This is a genomic window from Chloroflexus islandicus (assembly GCF_001650695.1).
Taxonomy (GTDB): Bacteria; Chloroflexota; Chloroflexia; order Chloroflexales; family Chloroflexaceae; genus Chloroflexus; species Chloroflexus islandicus.
The window spans coordinates 1-24553 of record NZ_LWQS01000044.1 but is presented as its reverse complement, the minus strand read 5'-3'; the positions used below and the strand labels follow the sequence as shown (position 1 = coordinate 24553).

Below are 24553 nucleotides of genomic sequence, written 5' to 3'. Positions count from 1 at the left end.
AGCCCCCCTCACCCTGCGCGCATCACCCAGCGCGGCCCGGCCCACACCATCACCGCCATGCCGATCAGCTCGACCAGCGCCTGCACCACAATCACCAGCGCCGTCGCCTCCCACCCCGGCGGCAAGCTAAGCGCCAGCGGCAGCACCACAAACGAGTTGCGGGTGCTGAAACTAAACAGCAACACCCTACCGCGCCGCGCCGGCAAGCGGCCCAACCCGGCCAGCAGGCGGGCCAGCGCCGCCGCGAACAGCAGAAAGGCGAAAAACACCGGCGTCACCACCGGCAAGACGGCCAGTGCCGCTAACGCTGCCGGCGCCTGCGCGGTCGCAATCGCGCCGACCACCAGCGCCAACAGCGGCACGGTCAGCGCGGCGCTGCGTTGCCGCCAAACCTGCCGTTCGGGCCGCGCTTCGAGCCAACGCTCGCCGAGCAGCGCCACCACCAGCGGGACAAAAATAATCAGCAGCGCCGGCCAGAGATTCAAACCGGCCACCAGATCGAGCGTCGCCGCGTCGAGCATCAGCCAGAGGTAGAGCGGCAACAACGCGCCTTGGACGATCAGCAACAGCGGCGTCACCGCCAAGGCCCGCGCCGTATCGCCGCCGCCGAGATGGCAAAAGGCGATGAACCAATCGGTACAGGGAACCAGCAACACCAGCGCCACCCCTAGCCGCAGCGCCGCTTCCGGCGGCAGCCAGTGCAGCAAGAGCCAGACCACCACTGGAATCACCACGAAATTACCGATAAATAACAGCGTCACTAGTTGGCGGTCAACCAACGCTTCGCGCAGATGCAGCAGCGGAATCTGGAGGAAGGTGACGGTGAGCAGCAGCGCCAGCAACGGCCAGAGGACTTGGTCGGCGATTGGCCCGATCGTCGGCCATTGCTGGCCAACCACCAGACCGGCAGCGATCGCGATCAGGTAGATCAGGGCTTGGTAGCGTTCGAGCGGAGTGATAGCCATGATGATGATTTGGTATAGAAGAGCCAGCCTGTATCTGCTATCATAACACTCATATTACAAAACAACGCAACCGGATAACACACCTCACCCACGGCAGCGACTCTCTCTTCGCCAATGGGGGGAAAGGGAGGGGTGAGGGACGGAGGACAATCGTGACGGTTAACGAGCAGTTTGACACCGCTTCACTGCAATGGCTGATCGCCCCCGATCCGTTGGGCGAATTGTTGCAGCGTTCATCGGCGATGCACCGCCACCTCTGCCCGCGGCAGGTGTTGGGGGCACGGATGGGCATGTACGCCGGCGAGTTGTTGGGCTTGGCGCTGCCGCAAACCAACAAACGGCTGTACGTCTTTGTTGAGACAGATGGCTGTTTTGCCGACGGGGTCAGTGTCGCAACGGGGTGCTGGCTAGGCCGGCGCACGATGCGCCTCGTTGATGAAGGCAAAGTCGCGGCCACGTTCGTTGACAGCCAGACCGGACGGGCGATCCGGATCGCCCCCCGGCCCGACTCACGCGAACGGGCGCGGCGGTACGCACCCGACGCGCGCAGCCGCTGGCATTCCTATCTGATCGCCTACCAACTGATGCCGGTGACCGATCTGCTCGTGGCCCAACCCGTCACCTTGACCGTTGACCTGAAGGCAATCATTAGCCGCAACGGCATCCGCACCGTATGCGATCGTTGTGGCGAAGAGATCATCAATGCCCGCGAGGTCATGCGTGACGGGCAAACGGTATGCCGCACCTGCGCAGGCGATCGATATTACACCGCCGATAACACGTAAAGCCGCACGGCTGTGCGGCTCCATGATGCCGCACCTGCGCGGGCGATCAATATGTAGAGCCGCACGGCCGTGCGGCTCCACAGCAAAACCCGCGAAGGCATGCGTAACGGGCCAACATCACACATCACCTCGCGAGTCATTGGTAAAGCCGCACGGCCGTGCGGCTCTACATGGAACGGATGGCATCAATACCCGCAGGTGCCGCAGCCGCCGCCAACCGGCGCGTCGTCGTCATCCTCGCTGTAATCGGTATCGCGGGCGCGGAACGAATGGCCGCAACCGCACGACGACACCGCGTTCGGGTTATCAATCTTGAAGCCGCCACCCATCAGCGTATCGACAAAATCGATCGACGCACCCATCAAATAGTTGGCGCTAATCGGATCGACCAGCACGCGCAGGTCGCCGGCGTAGAACTCGTTGTCACCCTCGCGCACTTCATCATCGAAGGTCATGCCGTACTGGAGGCCCGAACAGCCGCCACCGGCGACGAACACGCGCAGGGCATAACCCTCAAGTTGTTTTTCCTGCATCATCTTGAGCAGGCGAGTGGAAGCCGCTTCGCTGATCATCAACAGCGGTTGCGGGGTGGCCGATTGCACACCAATCTGATTGACACCAATCATCGTCATGGACGAACTCCTTGACCGTACTACGCAGCCGCCAGAGCGGCCTTCTCCTTCGATAGATGAAGTATACACCATGTCGGCGCAAATTGCTAGCCGCAGCTTTCGTAAACCGGTTCCTTACCCAAGGATCAACCGGTCAGCCACCATCACTGCGAACAGCAGCGCCAGATAGAGCAGCGAATACTTGTACAAGCCCCAAATCGCCGCCTGATCGCCCACCTTCCACACTGCCCACGCATCGCGCATAAAGCGCAGACCGAACAGCAGCGCCCCAGCGAGGTAGATCCAGCTCATGGCGCCGATCGCCACCGGCAGCAGCGACACCGCCAGCATAATCGCCGAATAGACCAAAATCTGCCAGCGCGTTTCAGCCTCGCCGGCCACCACCGGCAACATCGGCACCCCGGCGCGAGCGTAATCCTTCTGCTTCACCAGCGCCAAAGCCCAAAAGTGCGGCGGCGTCCAGTAGAAGATGATCGCAAACAACACCACCGCCATCAGGCTCACCGAACCGGTCACCGCCGTCCAACCCACGAGAGGCGGAATGGCGCCGGCCCCTCCGCCGATGATGATATTCTGCCACGTGCTGCGCTTGAGCACGCTGGTGTAGAAGTAGGCGTAGTAGATGATGCCGAGGAAGGCAAAGAAAGCGGCTAACGGCGTCGCAAAGACCCAGAGCACGATGAGCGACAACACGCTGAGAATGGCGCCGAAGATGAATGCGGCCCGCGCTGAGATCCGCCCGCTCGGCACTGGCCGGCGGCTGGTGCGGCCCATATTCACGTCGATGTCGCTATCGAAGGCGCAGTTGATCGCACCGGCCCCGCCTGCCGCCAAATAACCGCCGATCATCGTCCACAGCACCAGCCACCACGATGGCAGTCCGGCCTCGGTGATAAACATCGTGGTCAGCGTCGTCACCAGCAACAGCGAGATCACCTTGGGCTTGGTCAGGCTGATGTAATCGGCCACCACCTCGCGCCATTTCGGGGTGGGACGAGCAACATCAGTGGTGGTCGTGAAGGTCAGCGGCGCGCGCTGCAACACGACAATTGCCGCCAGCGCACCGGCCCAGAGCAGCGCCGCTGCGGTCAGGCTGAGCAGATGGCCGCCAGCAGGCAGGAACAAACCGGCCAGCGCCACGAGGGCCAGCGCCGGCAAGAGCGGGCTATAGCGCGGCAAGGCCAGTGCCGCCGCCGAGGTTTGGGCAGCCGGCTGCAGCCGCCGGCGCGCTTCAACCGCCATCCACCCGGTCAGCGCCGCCGCAAAGCCCAACGCGCCCACGCTATTGGCCGGCAACGCCACCGCCATCTCAATCTCTGGCGCCACGCTGCGCGCGCCAATTGCCAACGCTGCTACGCCAGCCGCCGCCGCACCCCACGACGCTAGTCCGCGCAACCGGCGTTGGGTTTGCGCCGCCCTTCCGGCCAGCCGCTCCGTCGCCGGCTGGGCCGGCACAACCACCAGCAAGAAAGTGAGCGTCTGCGCGCCGAATGCCAGCAGCGCGCCGGTAAGATGCCAGACATCGGCCACCATCGCCGGCATGCCCCAGACCAGCAGCGCGCCGGCCAGCGCCTGCAACAAGAAGAGCGCCACTGCGCCCAACGCCGTCCACCGCGGCGCGCCCTTCGTTTCCGGTGCGCGCCACACCATCCACGCACTGCTAATCACCGCCAGCAACGCAAGTGCGACAATGAAGCGGTGGCCGAGCGAAATCCACACCAGCGGATTCGCCTCGCCGTTGAGGGCGTCAAGGCACAACGGCCATGACGGGCAGGCCGTTGCGCTGGCCGAAATCGTGACCAGCGCGCCGGAAATGATTGTCGCCAAGGTTAGGAGTAATCCAATTAACAAGATTCGCGCGAGATGACGAGCCGCCATACTAATCCTCGCTCTGCTCACATCAGAGAATACTGCAAGGGATGATTCCGTTTTGCTTTGTTGAAATGCACGCTACGGCAACGCCGCATACGCCGCCACGAACAACGCGAGCGTCCCCACCGCCGTTACCAGCGTCCAGCCGAGATCGGCCCGGCCATCGCTGCGCGGCACATTGGCCGGCGCTGCCGAAGGTTGGCGATACAAGCGCCATGCTGCCACGATCAGGGGAATTTGCCCGCCGACTGCAATGATTGCTGTTACCCAGAAGATGAACCATGCGAACATTGTAATCCTCAACCAATGATATTTCGTGGATTCTTTCACGAGAATGACACTGGCGGAATTATACCATGCGCCTGCCATCCCAACAATGAACGTTTCGACACCGAAACGGGTTTTAGGGCGCTGTGATGCGGTTTTCTTGGTTGAGATCTGTTAACTATCAGTCTGGTAGCCCGGCGTTACAGCATGACAACGGGCTGCACACTGATGTAAGGTGATATGACAGCAGAGAGGACAGGAAGCATGGAGATTCGGTTCATTGCGCGCGGATACGCGCTGCTCGCACCGAACCCGGCCAAGTTGTGTTAGAATAATGCACGGATGTTCGCATGATGCAATCGCCAGAAACACGAAACCCCCTGGCAACTGCCAGTGGGTCTCGTGTGGGGGGGGGTACTTGTATTGTAACCGTTCTTTTACCTTCCCGCAACCCCCCAACGGTACTACCTTTCCCGTGTTTTGAGTAGTACCTTTGGCGGATTTCTCTTATGACCATGGAGCTGCCGATGAGCCAACCAGATGTAGCGCAGCGCATTGCTGAGCTGCGCGCGTTGATTCGCCGCTACGATTACCACTATTACGTCCTCGATGATCCGATTGTGAGCGATGCCGAGTACGATGCGCTGATGGCCGAATTGCGCGCGCTCGAAGCGGCCCATCCTGAACTGATCACGCCCGATTCGCCGACGCAGCGCGTGAGTGGCACGCCGGCCAGCCAGTTCGCCAAAGTGCAACATCCCCAGCCGATGTTATCGCTTGGCAATGCCTTTACTACCGCTGACTTGCTGGCATGGCGCGACCGGGTGCTGCGGTTGCTCGGCAACGATGCCACGATCGCGTATGTGGTCGAGCCCAAGATCGATGGCTTGGCGATTGCGCTGACCTATCGCGATGGCCGTTTTGTGCAAGGCGCCACTCGCGGCGATGGCGAGGTTGGCGAGGATGTCACCGCTAATCTGCGCACGATCGGCAGCATTCCGCTGACACTGCACCCGCTCGATGGCATACACGATCCTGATCTACCAGCGGAGTTGCCGGCCCTGATCGAGGTGCGCGGCGAGATTTACATACGCACCGCCGATTTCGAGGCCCTGAATAACCGGCTCGCTGCCGCTGGCGAGCGGATTTTCGCCAACCCGCGCAACGCTGCCGCCGGTTCGCTTCGCCAGAAGGATCCCTCGATCACCGCCGCCCGCCCGCTCCGCTTTTTTGCCTATGGCGTTGGCCCGGTCGAGGGGGTGACGCTGACTAGCCAGTGGCAGACGCTGCGCTACCTGCGCGCGCTCGGTTTTCCGGTCAATCAAGACGTGCGCCGGTTTACTGATTTTGCCGAGGTGCTGGCCTATTGTGAAGAATGGATGGCCCGGCGCGATACGTTGCCTTACGAAGCCGACGGGATGGTGATTAAGATCGATGATGTTGCCCAACAGAACGAACTCGGCGTGGTTGGGCGCGATCCGCGCTGGGCTATTGCGTTAAAGTTCCCGGCCCGCGAGGCGATGACGCGCTTGCTCGATATTACCGTCAATGTGGGCCGCACCGGCGTGGTGACGCCGAATGCTGAATTAGAACCGGTGCAGATCGGCGGGGTGACGGTGCGCAACGCGAGTTTGCACAACGCCGATTATATCGCTCAGCGCGATATTCGCATTGGCGATTACGTGATTGTGAAGCGGGCCGGCGATGTGATCCCGTATGTGGTCGGGCCGGTGGTTGCCCGTCGCGATGGCAGCGAACGGCCTTGGCAATTCCCGACCCATTGCCCAGCCTGCGGCTCGCCGCTCGAACGCGAACCCGGCGAGGCGGCGTGGCGCTGCAATAACTTCAGCATCTGCCCAGCCCAACTGGTGCGCCGGGTGGAACATTTCGTCAGCCGGGGGGCGCTCGATATTGTAGGGATGGGCGAAAAGCAGGCCGAACTCTTTGTGCAGCTCGGTCTGGTGCGCGATGTGGCCGATCTGTTTTACCTCAAGCCGGAACAGCTTGAAGGGCTGGAAGGTTTTGGCCCTAAGCGGATCGCTAATCTGCTCGCCGCCATTGACGCCGCCCGCCACCGCCCGCTCGACCGGCTGATTGTCGGGTTGGGGATTCGCTATGTGGGCACGGTGGCCGCGCAAGCCTTGGTGAACGCGCTTGGCTCACTCGATGCGATCATGAATGCACGCCAAGAGGAACTTGAGCAGATTCCCGGCATTGGCCCAGTGGTGGCGGCGAGTATTGTCGATTTCTTTGCCCGGCCAGAGAATCGAGCCTTGATCGAGAAGTTGCGCGCCGCTGGGGTACAGATGGATGGCGGAACCCAACGCGAACGCCAGAGCGATGCGCTCGCCGGCAAGACGTTTGTGCTCACCGGCACCCTCCCTTCGCTGACCCGCGAGCAGGCCAGCGAGTTGATTATTTCCCATGGCGGTAAAGTGACCGATAGCGTAAGCAAAAAGACGAGCTATGTGGTCGCGGGAGCTAATGCCGGCAGCAAGCTGGCCAAAGCGCAGCAGCTCGGCATCCCGGTGCTCGATGAGGCCGGGTTGCTGGCGTTGATTGGAGAGAGATGATGCTAATGTTAGGGCGGGTTTGAAACCCGCCCTTACACTCTACTACTACTACGCCTCTACCACCCGCCTTGCCGATCCATCCGGATCATCCACTGGGCCGGATTGCGGATCTCGTCGAGGGTCGGCAGATTCTCTGGCCGCTCCCACACCCGGCTGGCGAAACCAATGCCGCGAGCGGCGACGATGGCGTTGACGAAAGCTTCGCCTTGCTGGTATTGCGCCAGTTTGAGATCGAGCCCGGTGAGGCGGAAGACCATCTGATCAAGCAGGGTGCGCTGGCGCTGGCGTTGGCCGATCTGGTGTTCGATCTGGCTAAAGCTGGGCAAAAGCCGGCGCCCAACCGCGTTCATCACGTGGTTGCCGTAACCCTCGATAATCGACATCAGGGCCTGAATCCGGTCAAAGACCGCCCGCTGCTCAGGCGTCAGCACCGTCTCGATCCAGTGCTGGCCGCTGCCGATCCCTTGCAGCAGCCGCGTGAGCATATCGACCAGACTGTTGCCGCTGCTCAGCATTTGCCCGCTGATAAGGGCAAAATTCTGTTCGAGCAGTTCGCGGAAGTAGCTGCGCACCCACGGATACGCCTCGAACTCGAAGGCATGGGTCATTTCGTGCAACGTGATCCAGAGCCGGAAATCCTCGTCGCTGAGACCGAGTTGCTGCTGCACGCGGGCAATATTCGGCTCGACAAAATAGAGCGCGCCACCAGTCGCTTCCGCCGAGAGCAGGCTCAGATCGTACTGGCCGAGCACGCGCTGGGCTAAGTAGCCCAACAAGCCGCCAATCTGCACGCCGAGCAGCTTGCTGCTCACATCATTCATGATCATGCCCAGCGCGCCGCGCCCGCCGCCGTTCTTCTCGTACATCTCTTCGATCGGGCGGAAGAGCTGGCTAAACGAGATGATATTCGCTTCCAGCCATTCGCGCCGGTCGAAGACGAAGATGCGGCTGACCGGTTCAGGCAAGCGCACGCCGAGATAATCCGCGATCAGCGGCTCGCTGATTGCCACCATACGCGCATACTGTTCGCGGCGAAAGGCGCGATTATCAACCGGCGCCTGTTCCCATTGCGAGATACGCAACGCCGCTTGGCGGGCCTGTTCCCAGTCGATCAGGCCGGTCTGCACCCGATTATCGTTGCGCGCGCGCGCCTCGAAATAGTAGCGCGCCGCTAAACCGGCGGCCATGCCTAACAAGAGGGCAGCGCCAAACCGGCGGAAATCGTTTTGATTGCTTGCCAATGCCAGCTCCTTTCCAATGGATGCTGCAATGAGTTGGGATAACTCCTCAGAGTCTATCACGCTTCATGGGCATTTGTCCACTGTTCCATAGACAACTGCCCCATTTCCTACGCCAACACCCGCTCATCACCTCGGCGGCGAGTGATCCGCCGTTCGTCGAGATGTTCAAGCAGGGCAACGGCATAGCGGCGCGAGATGCCGAAATGGTCGCGCAGTTGGGCGACGGTGAGGCTGCCTTGCGTCTCGATCGCGGCCCGCACCCACGCCACCATCTCGCTGTAAGCGGCAGGCAACAGGTAGAGATCGGGCGCAATCTTCACCAGCAACCCTTGGTCAAGCGCCCACGCCAGCAGCTCGCCATCGAGATCAGGGGTTGGCGGTGCATACGGGGTACGGGCCATCGCCGCCAGTTGCTGATCGAGTTGCCGCCGTTGCCCGGCGGTGGGTTGCGGCGTAACATCGGCCAACCGCACCGTGGTCTCGTCAGCCTTGATCCATTCCTCAGCCAGCGCCGTCGCCAGTATCGCCGGCCAGAGCCGGGCCGGCGCTTGCAGCCGCTGTCGCGCCTCTTCGCGCGGCATCCCGCGCCGGAGCGGAAACCGTTGGTGGTATGACGCCAGTGTCGCGCGTAATGTTGCGCGCAGCGCCTCCCAGCCAGCGGCGCTGATCAACCCGTCATTGCCGAGCGCGATGATCTGCCCGTTCGCCAGCAACGGCGGCAAGGCCGCCGCCGCTTCAGTCTCGGTCACGCCGGCAGCGGCCATCACCTCGGCCCGGAGACGGGGCCGGCCATCGGCCAGCGCCTGCCCGATGCGCTCGGCAGGACTACCCTGCATGCGGAGGGCCAGCGCCGCAATCACATCCGCGCGAAACCGGCGATGGCGCGGCGGATGCGGATCGACCACAACCCCACCGGCTACCGTCTGGCTCGGTGACGGAATGCGCAAGATGAAGCGATCGCCGGCAACTGCCGCCACCGGTTTCGCCAGCCGGATCTGCGCCCATCCCGCCTCGCCGGGGGCCAGCTCGTCGGCGGCCAGCAACGCCAACCGGCCCGGCGCTTCACTACTACCGATAAAGAGATCGAGCGCCATATTGTGGCGCAGCGGCGGCGCATCCCGCACCACCCGCACCTGCGCATCGAGCAACGTGGTTGGGGTCAATGTCCCCGGCACGGCCAGCACATCGCCGCGGCCAACGTCGCGGTAGTGAACGCCGGCCAGATTCACCGCCACCCGCGTGCCGGGCAGCGCCTGTTCGATCGGACGCTGGTGGCTCTGGAGGCCGCGAATCCGCGCTCGCAACCCTTGCGGCACAATTTCAACCTCTTGGCCAATGCTCAGCGGGCCGTCACGCAGCACGCCCGTCACTACGGTGCCAAAGCCAGCCACCGCAAAACTGCGGTCAATCGCCAAGCGCGGTGCGCCATTGGCCCGATTGCGCGGCGGTAGTGTGTCAAGCAGACGATCCAGCGTTTGCGCCAACTCGGCCAACCCGGCGCCGGTGCGGGCCGAGACCGGTACCACCGGCGCGGTTGCCAGCACGCTTTCAGCTAAGGTTGCCCGCACCTCATCGCGCACCAGCGCCAACCACTCGGCATCAACCAGATCGACCTTACTTAAGACAACGATCCCGTGACGGATGCCAAGCAGGTCGATAATCGCCAGATGCTCGCGGGTCTGCGGCATCACCGCCTCGTCGGCGGCGATCACCAACAACACCGCGTCGATCCCGCCGACGCCGGCCAGCATATTCTTGATAAACCGTTCATGGCCGGGCACATCGATCAGACTCACTTCCCGCCCGCTCGGCAAAGTGAGCCACGCAAACCCCAGATCGATCGTCATTTCACGCTGCTGCTCTTCCACCAGCCGATCGGGGTCGATGCCCGTCAAGGCCTTGACCAAGGTTGATTTGCCGTGATCGACGTGGCCGGCAGTGCCGATAACAAACATTGGCGATCCATCCTCGCAAGATCGATGACCATGGCGCTGATCATATTGTACGGTGAAAATCACGCGAGCGGCAGGCCGAGAGCGTAACCTTTGCCGTTGCGTTTCACCCTCACCCCCTGCCCCTCTCCCGCGGTGCGGGAGCCGATGCCCCCACCCCTTGCCCCTCCCCCGCTGGGGGAGGGGTGATAAGGAGCGCAGCACGGGTCTTTACGGCATCGCATAGCGATCGATAGTTGTACTCGATCAAACGCTCTGTCCGCCCCTCAACCCGCTGGTGCGGGAGCGAGGCGCTGCTGCGTGCCGCGACAGCAATGCCGTACTTACTGGGGTGAAAGTACACTGCCAAGCCGCAAAGCGGGCAAAGCCGCAAAGGGGTCAAACGCAAAGGCGCAAAGCACGCAGAGGACGCAAAGACGTTTAACGCAAAGGCTCAAAGCACGCCGAGGGCGCAAAGGGGGCGGCTGTGCTAGAATTTGGGGTGAGGGCCTAAAAACACCACCGTTATGGAACACGCGCGCCAACATCTCTGCACCGCTGATCCGCAGCTCGCACCGTGGATCGAACAGATCGGGCCGTTTGCGCTCCAAGTGCAGCCGCACGGCTTCGTGACGCTGGCCTACGCCATCATCAGCCAGCAAATCTCGCTCGCCGCCGCCCGCGCCATCCGCAACCGGCTGGAAACGGCGCTTGGCGAACTCACCCCGGCAGCCATCCTTGCCGCTGAAGAAAGCACCTTGCGCGCCGCCGGTCTCTCGGCGCAAAAGAGCGCCTATCTGCGCGACCTTGCCGGGCGGATTGCGAGCGGGCACCTTGAACTCGCCCGCTTTCCGATGCTCGATGATGAGACGATTATTAGCCAACTGACGGCAGTGAAAGGGATTGGCCGGTGGACAGCGGAAATCTACTTGATGTTTGCGCTCGGACGGCTTGACGTACTGCCCGCCGCCGATCTTGGCCTGCGCGACGCCGCGCGGTTAGTCTATGCGTTGCCGCGGCTACCATCATCCCGTGAGCTGCTTGCGCTTGGTGAACGCTGGCGACCGTACCGCAGCGTCGCCTGCTGGTATCTCTGGCAAACCCGGCGCGTTATCCGGCAAAGTTAAGCAATTGCCCGTTGTATGATGTAGTTGCGTATGGTATGATGCTGAATAAGAAGGAGTGAAACGGTTGCGTATGATGCGAAGCGATGGCCGGGCGCCAGATCAACTGCGCCCCATCTCAATTGAGGTTGGCGCCGCCCCGTATGCGGAAGGATCGGCGCTGATTGCGTATGGCAACACCCGCGTGCTCTGCACGGCTACGATCGAAGACGGTGTGCCGGCGTGGATGCGCGGCCAGCAGAGCGGTTGGGTTACGGCTGAGTACGCCATGCTGCCCCGAGCGACGTTGCAGCGCACCCGCCGCGAACGCAACGGCCCTAGCGGGCGCACCCAAGAGATACAACGCTTAATTGGGCGCTCGTTACGGGCAGCGGTCGATCTCAGCGCCCTCGGCGAACGCACCATCACGATTGACTGCGATGTCTTGCAAGCCGACGGCGGCACCCGCACCGCATCGATCAGCGGCGGCTACGTGGCGCTGGCGCTCGCGGTTGAGTATCTCGCACGCAGCGGCGCCGTCGAGAGCATGCCAGCCCTCACCCCAGTGGCTGCGGTCAGCGCCGGCATCTTCCAAAACGTGATGCTGCTCGATCTGTGTTATGAGGAAGATAGCCAAGCCGACCTCGACTGCAATATCGTGATGAATGCCGAGGGCGCATTTATCGAAGTGCAGGCCACTGCGGAAGGCGCACCGGCTAGTCGTAGCCAACTCGATGCGCTCCTTGATCTGGCCGAACGCGGTATCCGCCAGATTCTCGCCGCTCAAGCCGCGGCACTGGCCAGCGTTTTGCCCAACAATACTGTGAGCCGCAACTCAGAACCGTAACTGCATGTTGCCTGCGACGTGATGGCTCGCAACAGTCGCCCGCCACAACGGGCGAGGAGGCTCAGGATGACCGACGAGACCAAGCGCGTCGCCAGTCGTCGCCACTTACGCTACGGATTGGCTTTTGAGCGCACCCAGCGCCCATTGGCGGCAGTTGATCATTTTCGTATGGCAATTGCCGCCGACCCGAACCTGCGTGATGCGCACAATGCGCTGGCGTTCCACTACCAGCAGCAAGGCTTACTGGCAAAAGCCGCCGAAGAATTTGCCGCTGTCGCCAATCTGGCTGACGACTATTTTGCCCATTTCAACCTCGGCTACGTCTTGATCGAGCTTGAACGCTACGACGAAGCCGAGCGCGAATTTCGCCGCTGCCTCGAACTTGACCCCGGCGACGCCGCCGCCCAACTCGAACTGGCTTACATTCATGCGGCGCGCGGCGAGTACGCGACAGCACTGGCCCTGCTCGAAACGCCACGCCAACGTTACTACGACGATTGGGCCGTCTTCCACCTGCTGGGCCGCTGTCTGTTTCAATTGCAGCGCTATGATGAAGCGCAACAAGCGTGGCAACAAGCGTTGGCGCTCGCTCCGGCGTCCGACGCCCAGTTTGAATTGCTGGCCAGTTTGCAGAGCATCGAACGGCGGCGCGAGTTTCATGCGACTACCGGTCTCAAAGATGACCTCTACGTGCAAGAGGGAGTCATTTGCCTTGGTTCGGCAACCGACGACGGGATCACGATTGCGCCGTTGGCCGATCATCACCTGAGTGAGCACGATGTTGCCCGCACCCTGTACCGTTTCATTGCCTTAGCCCGGAGCAGTAACTGGCGTTTGGGAGGCGTCACCGCACCCGACATCACCAGCAAACCGCTCGCCGCGGCGCTGGCTGCCTTGCTCGACATTCCGCTGCTCAACCTCCACCATCTGCCCGAAACAACCGCACCGATTCTGATTGCGATTGCAGTGGGCCATTCCGCTGATCTCTTCACCATCACCCGCGAACGGCTGCCCGCCCCCGGCCCCGGCTTCTGCCTCGCGCTCAACTGGACACGGCAGAGCAAATTGTTGCCTGAAATCGTTGGCGTGGTGGTGGAAGGCAAATGCACCGTGCCGTGGGAAACTGAACTATCCCGCCTGCCGCCATCAGAGCAGACCACCCTGATTCAGCAGATTGCCGGACGGCTGGTACACCACGTGCAATCGCTACCGGGCGAAGACAACCTGCCGCGCCAAATCCGTTATTACACCCGCCACCACCGCCGGTTGGCGATCAATGGCTTGTTGTAGGCGGCAAGAACGCGCTCGGCGCAGGGTTCGACGGCCAGCTCAGCACAACAAACCTCTGGCATCCACCGCCAAGCTGGGTTAGCCCCCACACAACCCCGTCAAACCGCCCTTGACATTATAGAACAAATGATCTATACTTTTACTCAGGTATCCGATGGAATGCGCACGCATGGCTGGGCAGAGAAGAGCAGCCCATAATTTAAAGATGATTTCTGAAGGTAGAGGGGATTACTACGGGCACATCACGCCTTCGCTAGAGCATGCCCACAGGCTGACACATCATAACCGCTTGCCGATGTGTCGCAATCATAGCGGCGTGGGGTTCGCCCTAACGAGGCGAAATGTTGCGATATGACGCATATCACGGCCACTGCAGCAGGCTTCGTCACCGGTGCGACAGATCACGCTGGTAGCGGCATCGGGTTCGTTATGACGAGGCGAAATGTCACGGTATGCTGCACATCACGGCCACCGCAGCAGGCTTCGTCATCGGTGTGAGAGCGCACGTTGATAGCGGCATCATGTTCCTTATGACAAGACGAAATATCGCGACATGACACGCATCACGGCTACCGCCGCCGGCAGCGTCACTGGTGCAAGAGATCACGATCAGAGCAGTGCGGGGTCGCCATGACGCGGCGAAATGCCGCGACATGACGCCTATCACGACCACTGCCGCCGGCAGCGTCACCGTGTATTGAACCAGCACACCTATGATCCGGCTTGGCTTTGCTGTCCGTACCGTCCACCAACCCGGCCTTGCCGGCGGTTCGCCGCCCCACCTCAGCATCGCGCTCACACACCTGAGCGATGTGATCGGCTACCTCGCACGCCATGCCATCCGGTTCTACCGGTTTGCCCTGCCGCGCCACATCACCCCCGCCGATCTGGTCGATTGCCATGCGCAGATCGAGCTGCTCGGTCACCGGATCGCGGCGCTCAATCTGCGACTCGGCGTCCACCTTGATCCGGCGCTGAGCCTCAGCCATCCCGATGACGCCACGGCTGCCGAGGTCATCGCAATGATCGAAGGCGCGGCGCAGCTCTTGGCGGTACTCGATCAACCCAACGCAACGAACCACACCCTCGTGATCCATACCGGCGCCGGCGATGATGCTGCCCTCGAACGCTTTGCCCGCCGTTGGCCGGCCCTTTCGGCTAATGCCCGCCGGCGCACCGCCATTGAACACACCACCGCTGGCCCCTCGTTACGCGCCTTACTTGGGCTCGCTACCCGCACCGGCGCGCCCATCGTGTTTGACTACCTCCACTTCCAGTTGCACAACCCTGACCAGTGGAGCTTGCCGGTCGCATTGGGGCTTTGCCTCGCCACCTGGCCGCGCAATGTGCGTCCCGAAGTGCATCTGAGCAGCCAACGCAGCGAAGCCCATCTCTTGCCGGGACGCAACGGCACGACGCGGGTGCTGCCGCCTCGATCCGGCCAGCATGCCGATTTTATCGTGGCCCGCGATGCCATCGATCTGCTCGCGGCCAGCCGTGGCTTGCCGCCATTCGATCTGATGCTCGAAGCCAAAGCCGGCGATCTGGCGTTGCTGCGCTTGCGCCACGACCTCATGCACGCCGCGCCGGATTGGGCCGAGCGGGTGGGGTGAACGTCTTTCTGCTCACGACCCAGCGGAGTTGAGAGGTGGACAATCCAGAAGAGAACCATTACCAAACCAGCGCAGCGGGCTGATGGCCCTCACCCCCCAGCCCCCTCTCCCACCTCACGGCGGGTTCACAGGCGGACAGCACATCCGTCCAGAACCCGCCCTAAAGGGCCGGGCTAGGGTTACGAAGCCCGCTGCGCGGGCTACTGGCCCTTACCCCCAACCTCTCTCCCGTGCCAGTAGGAGAGGGGCGCGCAGAACCGGCCTTTGAGGCATCACACAGCGATCAACCGTTGCAAGCAATCATTCTGTCCGCCCCTCAACGCGGCGGGAGAGGGGGAGTGGGGAATAGGGCATGGGGCGAAGGAGGATCCTCCCTCCACTTGCTTTCCACCCCTTTGCCCCCTCTGCGTCCCTTAGCGTCCTTCGCGCCTTTGCGTTGATCTTCCTCTGCGTCTTTGCCCCCTTTGCACCTGAGATAGACGTCCGTTTGCGCCCCCGCTGGGGAAAGGCGATCCGGCTCCCTCCCCCAGCGGGGGAGGGTTGGGGTGGGGGCATAATACCGCCGAGGTCGCCGAGGAAGATCACCTTTCCTAATCACTCTGCGCCTTTGCCCCCTTCGCGCCTTTGCGTTGATCATCCTCTGCGCCCCTTAGCGTCCTTCACGCCTTTGCGTTGATCTTCCTCTGCGTCTTTGCCCCCTTTGCGTCTGAGATAGACGTCCGTTTGCGCCCCCGCTGGGGAAAGGCGATCCGGCTCCCTCCCCCAGCGGGGGAGGGTTGGGGTGGGGGCATAATACCGCCGAGGTCGCCGAGGAAGATCACCTTTCCTAATCACTCTGCGCCTTTGCCCCCTTCGCGCCTTTGCGTTGATCGTCTTTGTCCACTTTGCCCTTGCGACGGACATAGAAGTCTTGCCGCAAGCGATTACGGCACTTGTCACGCCTGCCCGCTCGCCGGTATAATGCCTGCGGCAGATTCAGATTGCATTGAGGTGTACCGTGAGCTCACAACGTCCATCTTCCGCTGCAAACCCGCTGGCCGGCATTGTGGCCATCGCGATTCTGTTAGTCATTCTTGGGTTGGTCGCCGGTTTGTTAATCAGCCGCGCTGCACCGCCGGCTGCCGCACCCGCGCCAACCACACCGCCGCTCCCCACCGTCGCAGCACCGACCACGGCGCCAACGCCAGCGACGAGCACGATGCCGATCATGCCGACGGCCACCACCTACCAGTACAGCAGCCCACCGCCGATGACGATCGATCCGGCCAAGAAGTACACAGCGACCATCTACACGCCCCGCGGCGAGATTGTGATCGAGTTGTTGCCCGATATCGCCCCGCAGACGGTCAATAATTTCGTTTTCCTTGCTCGCCAGAATTTCTACAACGGGTTGACATGGCATCGCGTGCTGCCGAACTTTATGGCCCAAGGCGGCGATCCGAGCGGCGACGGCACCGGTGGCCCCGGCTACTCAATCCCGGCTGAATTCACCGATAAAATTCTCTTCGACCAACCCGGCATCGTCGCTATGGCCCGCTCGTCGGATCCCAACAGCGCTGGCTCGCAATTCTTCATCACCACTGCGCCGGCCCCGTGGCTCAACGAGCAGTACACGATCTTTGGCCGCGTGATTCAGGGCCAAGAGATCGTTGACGGTATTCCGTTGCGCGATCCGAGCAACCCTGCCGATCTGACGAGGCCGGGTGAGACGATTCTGGGGATTACGATTACCGAGTCATAGCGAAACGCAACCATCATCACGCCTCTACCGGAGCGGCGTTGCCAAGCAACGTCGCTCCTTGCCACAACCCGCTTCTCCCGCGTATAATAGGGTCTATCGCTCAATGTCGAGCTTGCGCTGCGAGGAGGCTATGCAATCCCCCCAACCGATCGTCAACGAGTTCGCCATCACTGCCGCTACGGTGAACGGTTCCGGCAGCCAGACGGCGAATATGGTGCTGATGCGGGCCATCTTCCAGATGGGCATTCCCGTCTCTGGCAAGAACCTCTTTCCTTCCAACATCCAAGGTGAACCGACGTGGTATACGCTGCGGGTGAGCCAAGCCGGCTATACCGCTCGCCCCGCCGAGACGCCAATTTTGGTGGCGTTTAACCCGCGCACGGCCAATGAAGACCTCTCCCAGTTACCAGCGGGCGGGATCTGTCTCTACCCGGCTGATGGGCCATGGCAACCACAGCGCGCTGACATCATCCCGCTTGCGCTCCCTGTGCGCCAGATCCTCGATCAGGTGGGAGTAGGCCAACGTCTGCGTCCCTATGCCGCCAATATGGTCTACGTCGGCGCGTTGGCAGCGTTGTTGGAAATCGAGGATGCCGCTTTGGTCAAAGCCGTGCAACACCAGTTCCGCGGCAAATCATCGGCAGTTGAGCTGAATCTGGCTGTGATCCGGGCCGCGCAGGCGTGGGCCGCTAACAACCCCTCGCCGGCCCATCACCGGTTCCGGGTGGCCCGGATGCAGGCCACGACCGGCATGATGCTGATCGACGGCAATACCGCCGCTGCGATTGGCGCGATTACCGGCGGCGTCGGCGTGGTGGCGTGGTACCCGATCACCCCCTCTAGCAGCTTGATTGAGTCGCTTGAGAGCTATCTCCCCCGCCTGCGTCCGGCTGACGATGGCGCGACCTGCGCCGTTGTCCAAGCCGAAGACGAGATCGCCGCGCTGGGGATCGTGATCGGGGCCGGCTGGGCCGGTGCGCGGGCGATGACCGCGACCTCTGGGCCGGGTATCTCGCTGATGACCGAGTTCGCCGGGCTCGGCTTCTTCGCCGAGACGCCAGCAGTGATTTGGGATGTGCAGCGGGTTGGCCCTTCGACCGGCCTGCCGACCCGTACTGCCCAGAGTGATTTGCTCTCGGTCTACTATCTGGGCCACGGCGACACGCGCCACGTTGTCTTGCTGCCGGGCACAATGGAAGAGTGCTACAGCGATGCCCAACTGGCCTTCGATCTAGCCGAATATCTGCAAACGCCGGTCTTTGTGCTGAGCGATCTTGATCTGGGGATGAATATCTGGATGAGCCGGCCCTTCACCTACCCAGAGCAACCGCTGCAACGCGGCAAGGTGCTCAGTGCCGAAGACTTGGCTAAACTCACCTCGTATGCCCGCTTTGCCGATGTTGACGGCGACGGCATCGGCTACCGCACGCTGCCCGGCAACCCGCACCCGTTGGCGGCGACACTCAGCCGCGGCACCGGCCACAACGAACGCAACGTCTATAGCGAGCGGCCCGACGATTGGCAGCGCAATATGGCCCGGCTCTGGCGCAAGCACGAAACGGCCCGCCGCATGGTACCGCGCCCGGTGGTTGATCTCCATCCGCAGGCGACCGTGGGCTTGATCGGGTTTGGCTCGACCGCGCCGGCAATTGCTGAAGCGCGCGACCTGCTGGCCGCCGCCGGGATTGCCACCAGCAGCATGCGGGTGCGCGCGTTGCCGCTTGGCCCGGAAGTGACCGATTTTATCGCCCGCCACCAATACTGCGTGGTGATCGAGCAGAATCACGATGGCCAATTGCGCCAGTTGCTCCAGCTCCATTGCCCAGCCTACGCCACCCGGCTCGGTTCGGTGGCGTGGTGCGATGGCTTGCCGCTCACTGCGCCGTTTGTGCGCGATCAGGTGCTAGCGGTGTTGGAACAGATGCGTGAGCTGGCGCTGGTGACGAGCAAGTAAACGAGGGACAACGATGACCCAAGCACCTGTGAATGCGATTGGCTTGACCAAAAACGACTACCGCGGCGCGCCTTCGACCCTCTGCGCCGGTTGCGGCCATGACTCGGTCGCCAGCCAGATCATCGCCGCCGCGTTTGAACTCTCGTTACAACCCCATACCGTCATCCGTATGAGCGGCATCGGCTGTTCGAGCAAGTCGGCGGCGTACTTCCTTGGCCGCTCGCACGGCTTCAATTCGCTGCACGGACGGATGCCCTCGGTTACAACCGGCGCGCATCTTGCCAACCATACTCTGCGCCCGCTGGCGGTCAGCGGCGACGGTGACACCGCCAGCATCGGTCTCGGCCAGTTTATTCACTTGCTGCGGCGGAATGTGCCAATAGTCTATATTGTCGAAAACAACGGGGTGTATGGCCTGACCAAAGGCCAATTTTCGGCCACCGCCGACGAGGGGCAAGAGCTGAAGCATGCTGGCGTCAATCACTTGCCGCCGATTGACGTATGCGCCGAAGCGATCTTGGCCGGCTGCGGCTTCGTGGCCCGCTCGTTTGCCGGCGATGCCAAGCAGGTGCGCGAGCTGATTAAAGCCGCCTTCAACTTCCACGGCGCGGCGGTGATCGATGTGATTAGCCCATGTGTCACCTTCAACAACCACGACCGCTCGACCAAGAGCTACACCTACGGCAAAACTCACGAATCGCCGATCCACGACATTAGCTTCATTCCGCACTACGAAGAGGTAACGATCGATTACGAACCGGGTGAAGCGCGCGATGTGCAACTGCACGATGGGCCGGTGATCCGGCTGCGCAAGCTGCACCGCGATCACGATCCTACCGACCGGATGGCGGCGCTGGCGCTGCTCGAAGAGGCGCGCGCGGCCAACGAGTTTGTGACTGGATTGATCTACCTGAACGAGCGCCGGCCCACGCTGGCCGAGACGCTCGGTATTGGGCGGACACCTATCGCGGCATTGCCAGAGGAACGTTTGCGCCCCAGCCGGGCAGCGTTTGCGGCGGTGATGGCCGAGCTGGCGGGCGAGTAGGAGGGCAGGAGCGGATTGCTAACTCGCCTATGATGCGGTGGGAGCGGTTTAGCAACCCGCTCATGATGCGACGGGAGCAGATCGGAAACCTGCCCGTCATGCGGTGTTGAGGGACGGACAGAACATTTGGCCGAGCACAACCGTTGACCGCTGTGCGATATCTTAGTGTGCAGCTCTGCACGTCCCTCTCCCGCGTTGCTGGAGCGGGGGCAAGAGTGAGGGCTATCAGCCCGCGCAGCGGGCTTCGTAAGGATAGCCCGGCCCTTCAGGGCCGGGTTCTGGATCAGATGTTCTGTCCGCCCTTGAAGATGCGGTGAGGGCGGGTTTCCAACCCGCCCTTACGGCTTTGGCAACGCTGGCGGCGATTCTTCAACCTCTGAGCCAGACGTTTTCTTGCGCCCAAACCACCCTTGCCGCGGCTTCGCCGCTGCCGGCGGCGCTGCTTCTGCCTCCGGCCCAGCAGCCTTCTTGCGCCCAAACCACCCTTGCCGCGGCTTCGCCGCTGCCGGCGGTGGGGTCGCTTCGGTCTCCGGCCCAGCAGCCTTCTTGCGCCCAAACCACCCTTGTCGCGGCTTCGCCGCTGCCGGCGGCGGGGTCGCCTCAGGCACCGCAGGCGCCGGCGGCAACACCGCTTCCGGTTCAGGATAGGGGCTATCGCTGCGTTCGGCGCCAAGCACGCGCAGCCACGACCACAGCAACCGGCGCCGCTCGGCGCCATTGTCAGGCAACACGAGCGGACGCCCGCGCGCATCGATGATCAGTCCGAGCAGGCTGCCCGGCACCTCAGCCGGATCACTCTCGACCGGCTCACCGGGAGCATCGCGGCCAACCCGCACTCCGGCCACCGGCTTCACCTTCACCTGCGCGTAGCGGCCCGGTGATAGCGGCAGGCGCACTATCTCACCGTAACGTACCTGTACCGTCTCGCTACCGCCGCCAACCGTAATCAGCTCCACCTCAGCCACCGGCTCACCGAGCCGGCTGCCGCCTTGCAACACAATACACGTGGCCAGCGGCGTATTCGCCAGCAGATCATGGTCACACACCGACAGGGCAGCCTCGGCGCTGATGGCAGCCAATGCGCCGCACACTGCCAACAGGCTGAGCGTATCAAGATGCACATGCAACAGCAAGCCGGGTAGATCGTTGCCGGGTTGCAAGCCATCGAGCAAAGCCAGCAACGCCATACCGGGATGCGGAGCATGAACAAACGGCCCACCGCTGGCAAATAACCGGCTATACTCAAGGTCAGGCGCTTCATCGCGCAGGTCAGCCATCCCCAGCGCCAACGCCTCACGGGTAAGCGCCAGATCGAGATAACATTCCTCGCGCGTCGCTGGCATTGTCTGCGGGCGCAACACCCGGTTGAGCAGCCGTTCCACCAGCTCTGATTCATCAATTGCAAACGGCAACCAGCGGCTTATTGCGGCTGGCCCGACTTCGTTCAGCAGATTGGCAACACCATAGGCCGTACCACGAACGCCGTGGATCGCTGCATAGATCTCACCGGGTGCGGCCGCCATCAAAGTAGTCACCGTTGCCCCCACGTCAACGGCCAAGACCGGTTGTTGCCGCCGCTCGGCCAGAAACCGGGTCATTGCATACTGCGCCTCAACTACCGTGCAGAGCGTGAGATGGTCACGATCGAACTGGTTGAGGCCGGGCAAATCGGCTAATTGGCGCGCATACCGGGCCAGCAACGCCTGCCGCAACGGCGATAGCGCTTCGCGGTCAAGCGCCGGGCGCACATTGGCCACGGCCAATACATCGGCATTGCGTTCACGCAACGCCATCTGCACCTGCGCTTGCGCCGCGGTATTACCGGCATAGATGACAGTAGGCAACGGTTCGCGAACGGTTTCGTTAAACAAGAGTTTGAGGTTGACCAGATGGGCTAGCCGGCTCATCGCTTCAACAGCGCCACCCTCAACCCCGCCGGTCACGACAATCACATCGGGCACGAGTGGCAGTAGCGTTTCGAGTTGGCGTTCGATCCACGATTGGTCATCAGACACTGGCGGACGGCCCAGCGTATCATCGAGCGTCAAGACGGCTAACGTGACGCTTGGCACGCCACGCACGGCGTGCAAGGCGCTGCGGGCCGAGACATCAGAGGCAACTGCCGTCACGACCACCCGCAACGGTTCTAATGCTGATGCCATCACCACCACCGCATCGATCCCATCGCCGGCGCTGGTTTGCGGAATCAGCAAGCGGCCATCGCGCAGCAACTGGCGGCTGGTAAGATCAGCCAACTGCGCCGTCGCTTCTTGCACAGCAAAAAAGATATTGTGATACGGCAACTCGCGGCTGGTAAGCGTCTCGGCCTGACCAATCAACCGGCTCTCGCCATCAACGAGATCGATCAGCGACACGCGCGTGGTGACGCTGCCAATTTCCACCACCAGCACCGCGCGCACAACCTCAACCATGCTCGTTATCCTTTACGGCCTATGCACCCAACACGGCCCGCACCCATTCCACAATAAACAGCAACCGTTCGTTCAACGCGGCGAGGTACGAACTGACACTGCCGGCTAAAAAGAAGCCAAAGGCCAGCAACAGCACCCATCGCCCCACCCGCGCCGCGCTCTCAATCCAGCGCTGGCGGTTGGGATCAGGCGAACGGGTCAGCGTAAACGAGAGCAGCGTTACGATCGATCCGATCAATAACACCACGCTACCCAGCACAGCAGCCGGAGAGGACATATCTTGGCGGGTGGCATCGAGCACTTGCGGCAGAATCGTCCCGATCAACGCGCCGCCGACCACCAACGCGGCGCCAACGCCAAACACCAGCGCCAGCGGGATATTTGCCAGCCACGAAGCGGTCTGTTGGCCGCTGACGCGGGTGAGCAACAACGCCGCCAACACAAACGGGATCAAACGCAACGTCGCCAATACCGGCTGGCCGCTCACTGCCAGCACATCGATCACCGCCGGACGCAGCACCTGATGGTAGATAACCACTACCGCATAGCCTAGCGCCACGCCAACAAAGAGATACTGGACAAAACGAAACGCCGGTGTATCACCCACTAAACGGCTAAAGACCAAGAGGGTCAGCAACACCGGAATCAGCGTCATCGCAACATCCATCAAGCTTTCCCTCGCGCTGCGGGCCGTAACCGGCCAATAACCACAACGAGACCGCCCAACGCTAGCACGACGACAAACGCAATCGTCGCCCATGTCTGCACTGCGAGCATCGTGGTTGCCGCTTCATCGGCGACGCCAGCAGCTAGCAGATCACTCGCACCACGCTGGCCGGCCACCGCATAGACGTTTGGCAAGCGCAGATATGGCAAGACTTGCGGGTAAACCTCTTGCGGCAACAAGAAGGCAATCGGCACTTCTGGCGCTGCGCTATGGATCTGCTCCATCCAAGCTTGCACATCTTGCACCTGATCGGCCATCACGACGATCAACGCCAGATCGGCCAGCGTTTGCACGCGCGGCGAACCATCAGGTCGGGTTGCCAGCAACCCAGCAGTCGCATCTTGACCGGTATAATCACGGCGCAACTGCGCGCGCAGATCGATCGCCATGCTACGCAACGCCAACTCGCCACCCGGACGGTATCCCAGTAACACGTAATCGCGCCCGCCGAAGGTGACGCCATTTTCGTTGTTATACCCAGCCGCGCGGAGCGGGCCGATCAGATCGAACGAGAGCAACGACCCTTGCAGATCGGTACTGACGATGATCAACTTGGTGCGATCAACGATTAATTGATCGAGCAACGCCTGCTCAAGCGGGCGTAATTCAGCCACCCGCTGCGCACCCCATTCATACGCGACTAATACAACATCATCGCTGCCCAAAGCAGCTAACCGTTCACTGAGCGCAATCGCTGCTGGCGAGGGTTGCGCCTGTTGCACCAACGGCCCCATCAGATTCGGCAATAACGTGCCCGCCAGAACGACGATCAGCAGTGCCAATGCGAGCACCTGCTCTATCGACGGCAACCGGCGGCGTACAACAGCCGGTTGTTCCACCGGCGCCGGCATTGGCAATGGCGACTGGATCAGCCGTTCGAGTAAGGCCATCGCTGCAACCTGATCAGCCGTGCGTGACGCAGGAGCCGGCAAGGGTGGCTTAATGACCGCAATCTCTGGAGCTGCAACTGTCTCCTCTTCAACGTCCGCTTCACGATTGCGCAAACGCTCCAACCACGTGATGGAAGGAGAGGCGGACGTTTCAACCACTCGTTCAGGAGAGGCGCGCAACCATGGCGGTAGTTCTGCACCGCTAAAGAATTCGTCACTCGTTGAGCTTGTCGTCGGCGGAGGTTCAGCGGCTGCCGGCAAGCCCGCTAATTCGGCTTGCAGCCACGGCATCGCATCTGATGACGCTTCTACGGTCAACCAGTCAGGGGTTTCAATGTGACCTGCTGAGGCGTCTTGCAACCACGCCGGCACGTCGCTTGGCCCGGCGGGCTCGTCCGCCCGCAACCATCCCGGCACCTCGCTCGCCGCCGCTGGCTCTTCCGCCTGCAACCACGCCGGCACGTCGCTCGCTGCGGCGGGCTCCTCGGCTTGCAACCACGCCGGCACGTCGCTCGCTGCGGCGGGCTCCTCGGCTTGCAACCACGCTGGCACGTCGCTCGCTGCGGCGGGCTCCTCGGCTTGCAACCACGCCGGCACGTCGCTCGCCGCCGCTGGCTCCTCCGCTCGTAACCATCCCGGCACGTC

Annotated in this window: 17 protein-coding genes and 1 pseudogene; 9 read left to right on the top strand and 9 right to left on the bottom strand. The window is 62.2% G+C overall.

The genetic code is table 11. From position 1 onward, the window contains the following. Positions 1–8: 8 nt before the first annotated feature. Positions 9–965, bottom strand: coding sequence for a bile acid:sodium symporter (locus A6A03_RS07415; RefSeq protein ID WP_066785722.1), 957 nt, complete (start codon positions 963–965; stop codon positions 9–11). Between the two features lie 152 nt (positions 966–1117). Between A6A03_RS07415 and A6A03_RS07410 the strand changes: the two genes are divergently transcribed. Beyond that, complete coding sequence (locus tag A6A03_RS07410; protein ID WP_066785720.1) at positions 1118–1750, top strand: FmdE family protein; 633 nt, start codon at positions 1118–1120, stop codon at positions 1748–1750. Positions 1751–1935: 185 nt separating this feature from the next. Here the strand turns inward: A6A03_RS07410 and erpA are convergent, their stop codons facing one another. The 3 genes from erpA to A6A03_RS07395 all read right to left on the bottom strand — a co-directional run bounded on the left by erpA (position 1936) and on the right by A6A03_RS07395 (position 4545). Continuing rightward, complete coding sequence (gene erpA, locus A6A03_RS07405) at positions 1936–2382, bottom strand: iron-sulfur cluster insertion protein ErpA (protein WP_066785717.1); 447 nt, start codon at positions 2380–2382, stop codon at positions 1936–1938. 114 nt (positions 2383–2496) lie between these two features. Next, the gene (locus A6A03_RS07400; RefSeq protein WP_066785715.1) at positions 2497–4260 is read right to left on the bottom strand and encodes a heme o synthase; all 1764 of its coding nucleotides are present in this window, start codon (positions 4258–4260) and stop codon (positions 2497–2499) included. Positions 4261–4332: 72 nt separating this feature from the next. Further along, positions 4333–4545 (bottom strand): cytochrome c oxidase subunit II, encoded by a 213-nt coding sequence (locus tag A6A03_RS07395; protein WP_066785712.1) that lies wholly within the window; start codon positions 4543–4545, stop codon positions 4333–4335. 503 nt (positions 4546–5048) lie between these two features. On the opposite strand from A6A03_RS07395, the gene ligA reads away from it, so the two are divergent. Further along, positions 5049–7094, top strand: a complete 2046-nt coding sequence (ligA, locus tag A6A03_RS07390; protein ID WP_066785708.1) for an NAD-dependent DNA ligase LigA — start codon at positions 5049–5051, stop codon at positions 7092–7094. Positions 7095–7150: 56 nt separating this feature from the next. Here the strand turns inward: ligA and A6A03_RS07385 are convergent, their stop codons facing one another. Both A6A03_RS07385 and selB read right to left on the bottom strand, forming a co-directional pair. Beyond that, the gene (locus tag A6A03_RS07385) at positions 7151–8335 is read right to left on the bottom strand and encodes a zinc-dependent metalloprotease (RefSeq protein ID WP_066785705.1); all 1185 of its coding nucleotides are present in this window, start codon (positions 8333–8335) and stop codon (positions 7151–7153) included. Positions 8336–8442: 107 nt separating this feature from the next. After that, positions 8443–10290 (bottom strand): selenocysteine-specific translation elongation factor, encoded by a 1848-nt coding sequence (gene selB / locus A6A03_RS07380; RefSeq protein WP_066785702.1) that lies wholly within the window; start codon positions 10288–10290, stop codon positions 8443–8445. A 503-nt stretch (positions 10291–10793) separates the two neighbouring features. Between selB and A6A03_RS07375 the strand changes: the two genes are divergently transcribed. The 7 genes from A6A03_RS07375 (at position 10794) to A6A03_RS07345 (ending at position 19859) form a co-directional block, all read left to right on the top strand. After that, the gene (locus A6A03_RS07375; protein ID WP_066785699.1) at positions 10794–11393 is read left to right on the top strand and encodes a DNA-3-methyladenine glycosylase family protein; all 600 of its coding nucleotides are present in this window, start codon (positions 10794–10796) and stop codon (positions 11391–11393) included. A gap of 70 nt (positions 11394–11463) precedes the next feature. After that, a complete protein-coding gene (gene rph / locus A6A03_RS07370; protein WP_066785696.1) occupies positions 11464–12216 on the top strand; it encodes a ribonuclease PH in 753 nt (250 codons plus the stop codon). A 66-nt stretch (positions 12217–12282) separates the two neighbouring features. Then, positions 12283–13506 (top strand): tetratricopeptide repeat protein, encoded by a 1224-nt coding sequence (locus tag A6A03_RS07365; protein WP_066785693.1) that lies wholly within the window; start codon positions 12283–12285, stop codon positions 13504–13506. A 713-nt stretch (positions 13507–14219) separates the two neighbouring features. Further along, complete coding sequence (locus tag A6A03_RS07360; RefSeq protein ID WP_066785690.1) at positions 14220–15119, top strand: apurinic/apyrimidinic endonuclease family protein; 900 nt, start codon at positions 14220–14222, stop codon at positions 15117–15119. Between the two features lie 997 nt (positions 15120–16116). After that, positions 16117–16860: a peptidylprolyl isomerase gene (locus A6A03_RS07355; protein WP_066785681.1), complete on the top strand. Its 744-nt coding sequence runs from the start codon at positions 16117–16119 to the stop codon at positions 16858–16860. A gap of 130 nt (positions 16861–16990) precedes the next feature. Further along, positions 16991–18814, top strand: a complete 1824-nt coding sequence (locus tag A6A03_RS07350) for a 2-oxoacid:acceptor oxidoreductase subunit alpha (RefSeq protein WP_066785679.1) — start codon at positions 16991–16993, stop codon at positions 18812–18814. Positions 18815–18827: 13 nt separating this feature from the next. Continuing rightward, on the top strand, positions 18828–19859 hold the full coding sequence (locus A6A03_RS07345; RefSeq protein ID WP_066785678.1) for a 2-oxoacid:ferredoxin oxidoreductase subunit beta: 1032 nt from the start codon (positions 18828–18830) through the stop codon (positions 19857–19859). A 338-nt stretch (positions 19860–20197) separates the two neighbouring features. Here A6A03_RS07345 and A6A03_RS07340 read toward each other — a convergent pair whose 3' ends face one another. From A6A03_RS07340 to A6A03_RS20605, 3 genes and pseudogenes are all read right to left on the bottom strand, one after another. After that, positions 20198–22291 carry a glutamate mutase L gene (locus A6A03_RS07340; RefSeq protein ID WP_082908938.1) on the bottom strand — a complete coding sequence of 698 codons (2094 nt, stop codon included), beginning with the start codon at positions 22289–22291 and terminating at the stop codon, positions 20198–20200. A 19-nt stretch (positions 22292–22310) separates the two neighbouring features. Then, positions 22311–22958 carry a hypothetical protein gene (locus A6A03_RS07335; RefSeq protein ID WP_066785676.1) on the bottom strand — a complete coding sequence of 216 codons (648 nt, stop codon included), beginning with the start codon at positions 22956–22958 and terminating at the stop codon, positions 22311–22313. After that, a pseudogene (locus tag A6A03_RS20605) lies at positions 22958–24553 on the bottom strand (hypothetical protein); the annotation flags it as partial. The pseudogene A6A03_RS20605 and the gene A6A03_RS07335, both read right to left, overlap by 1 nt.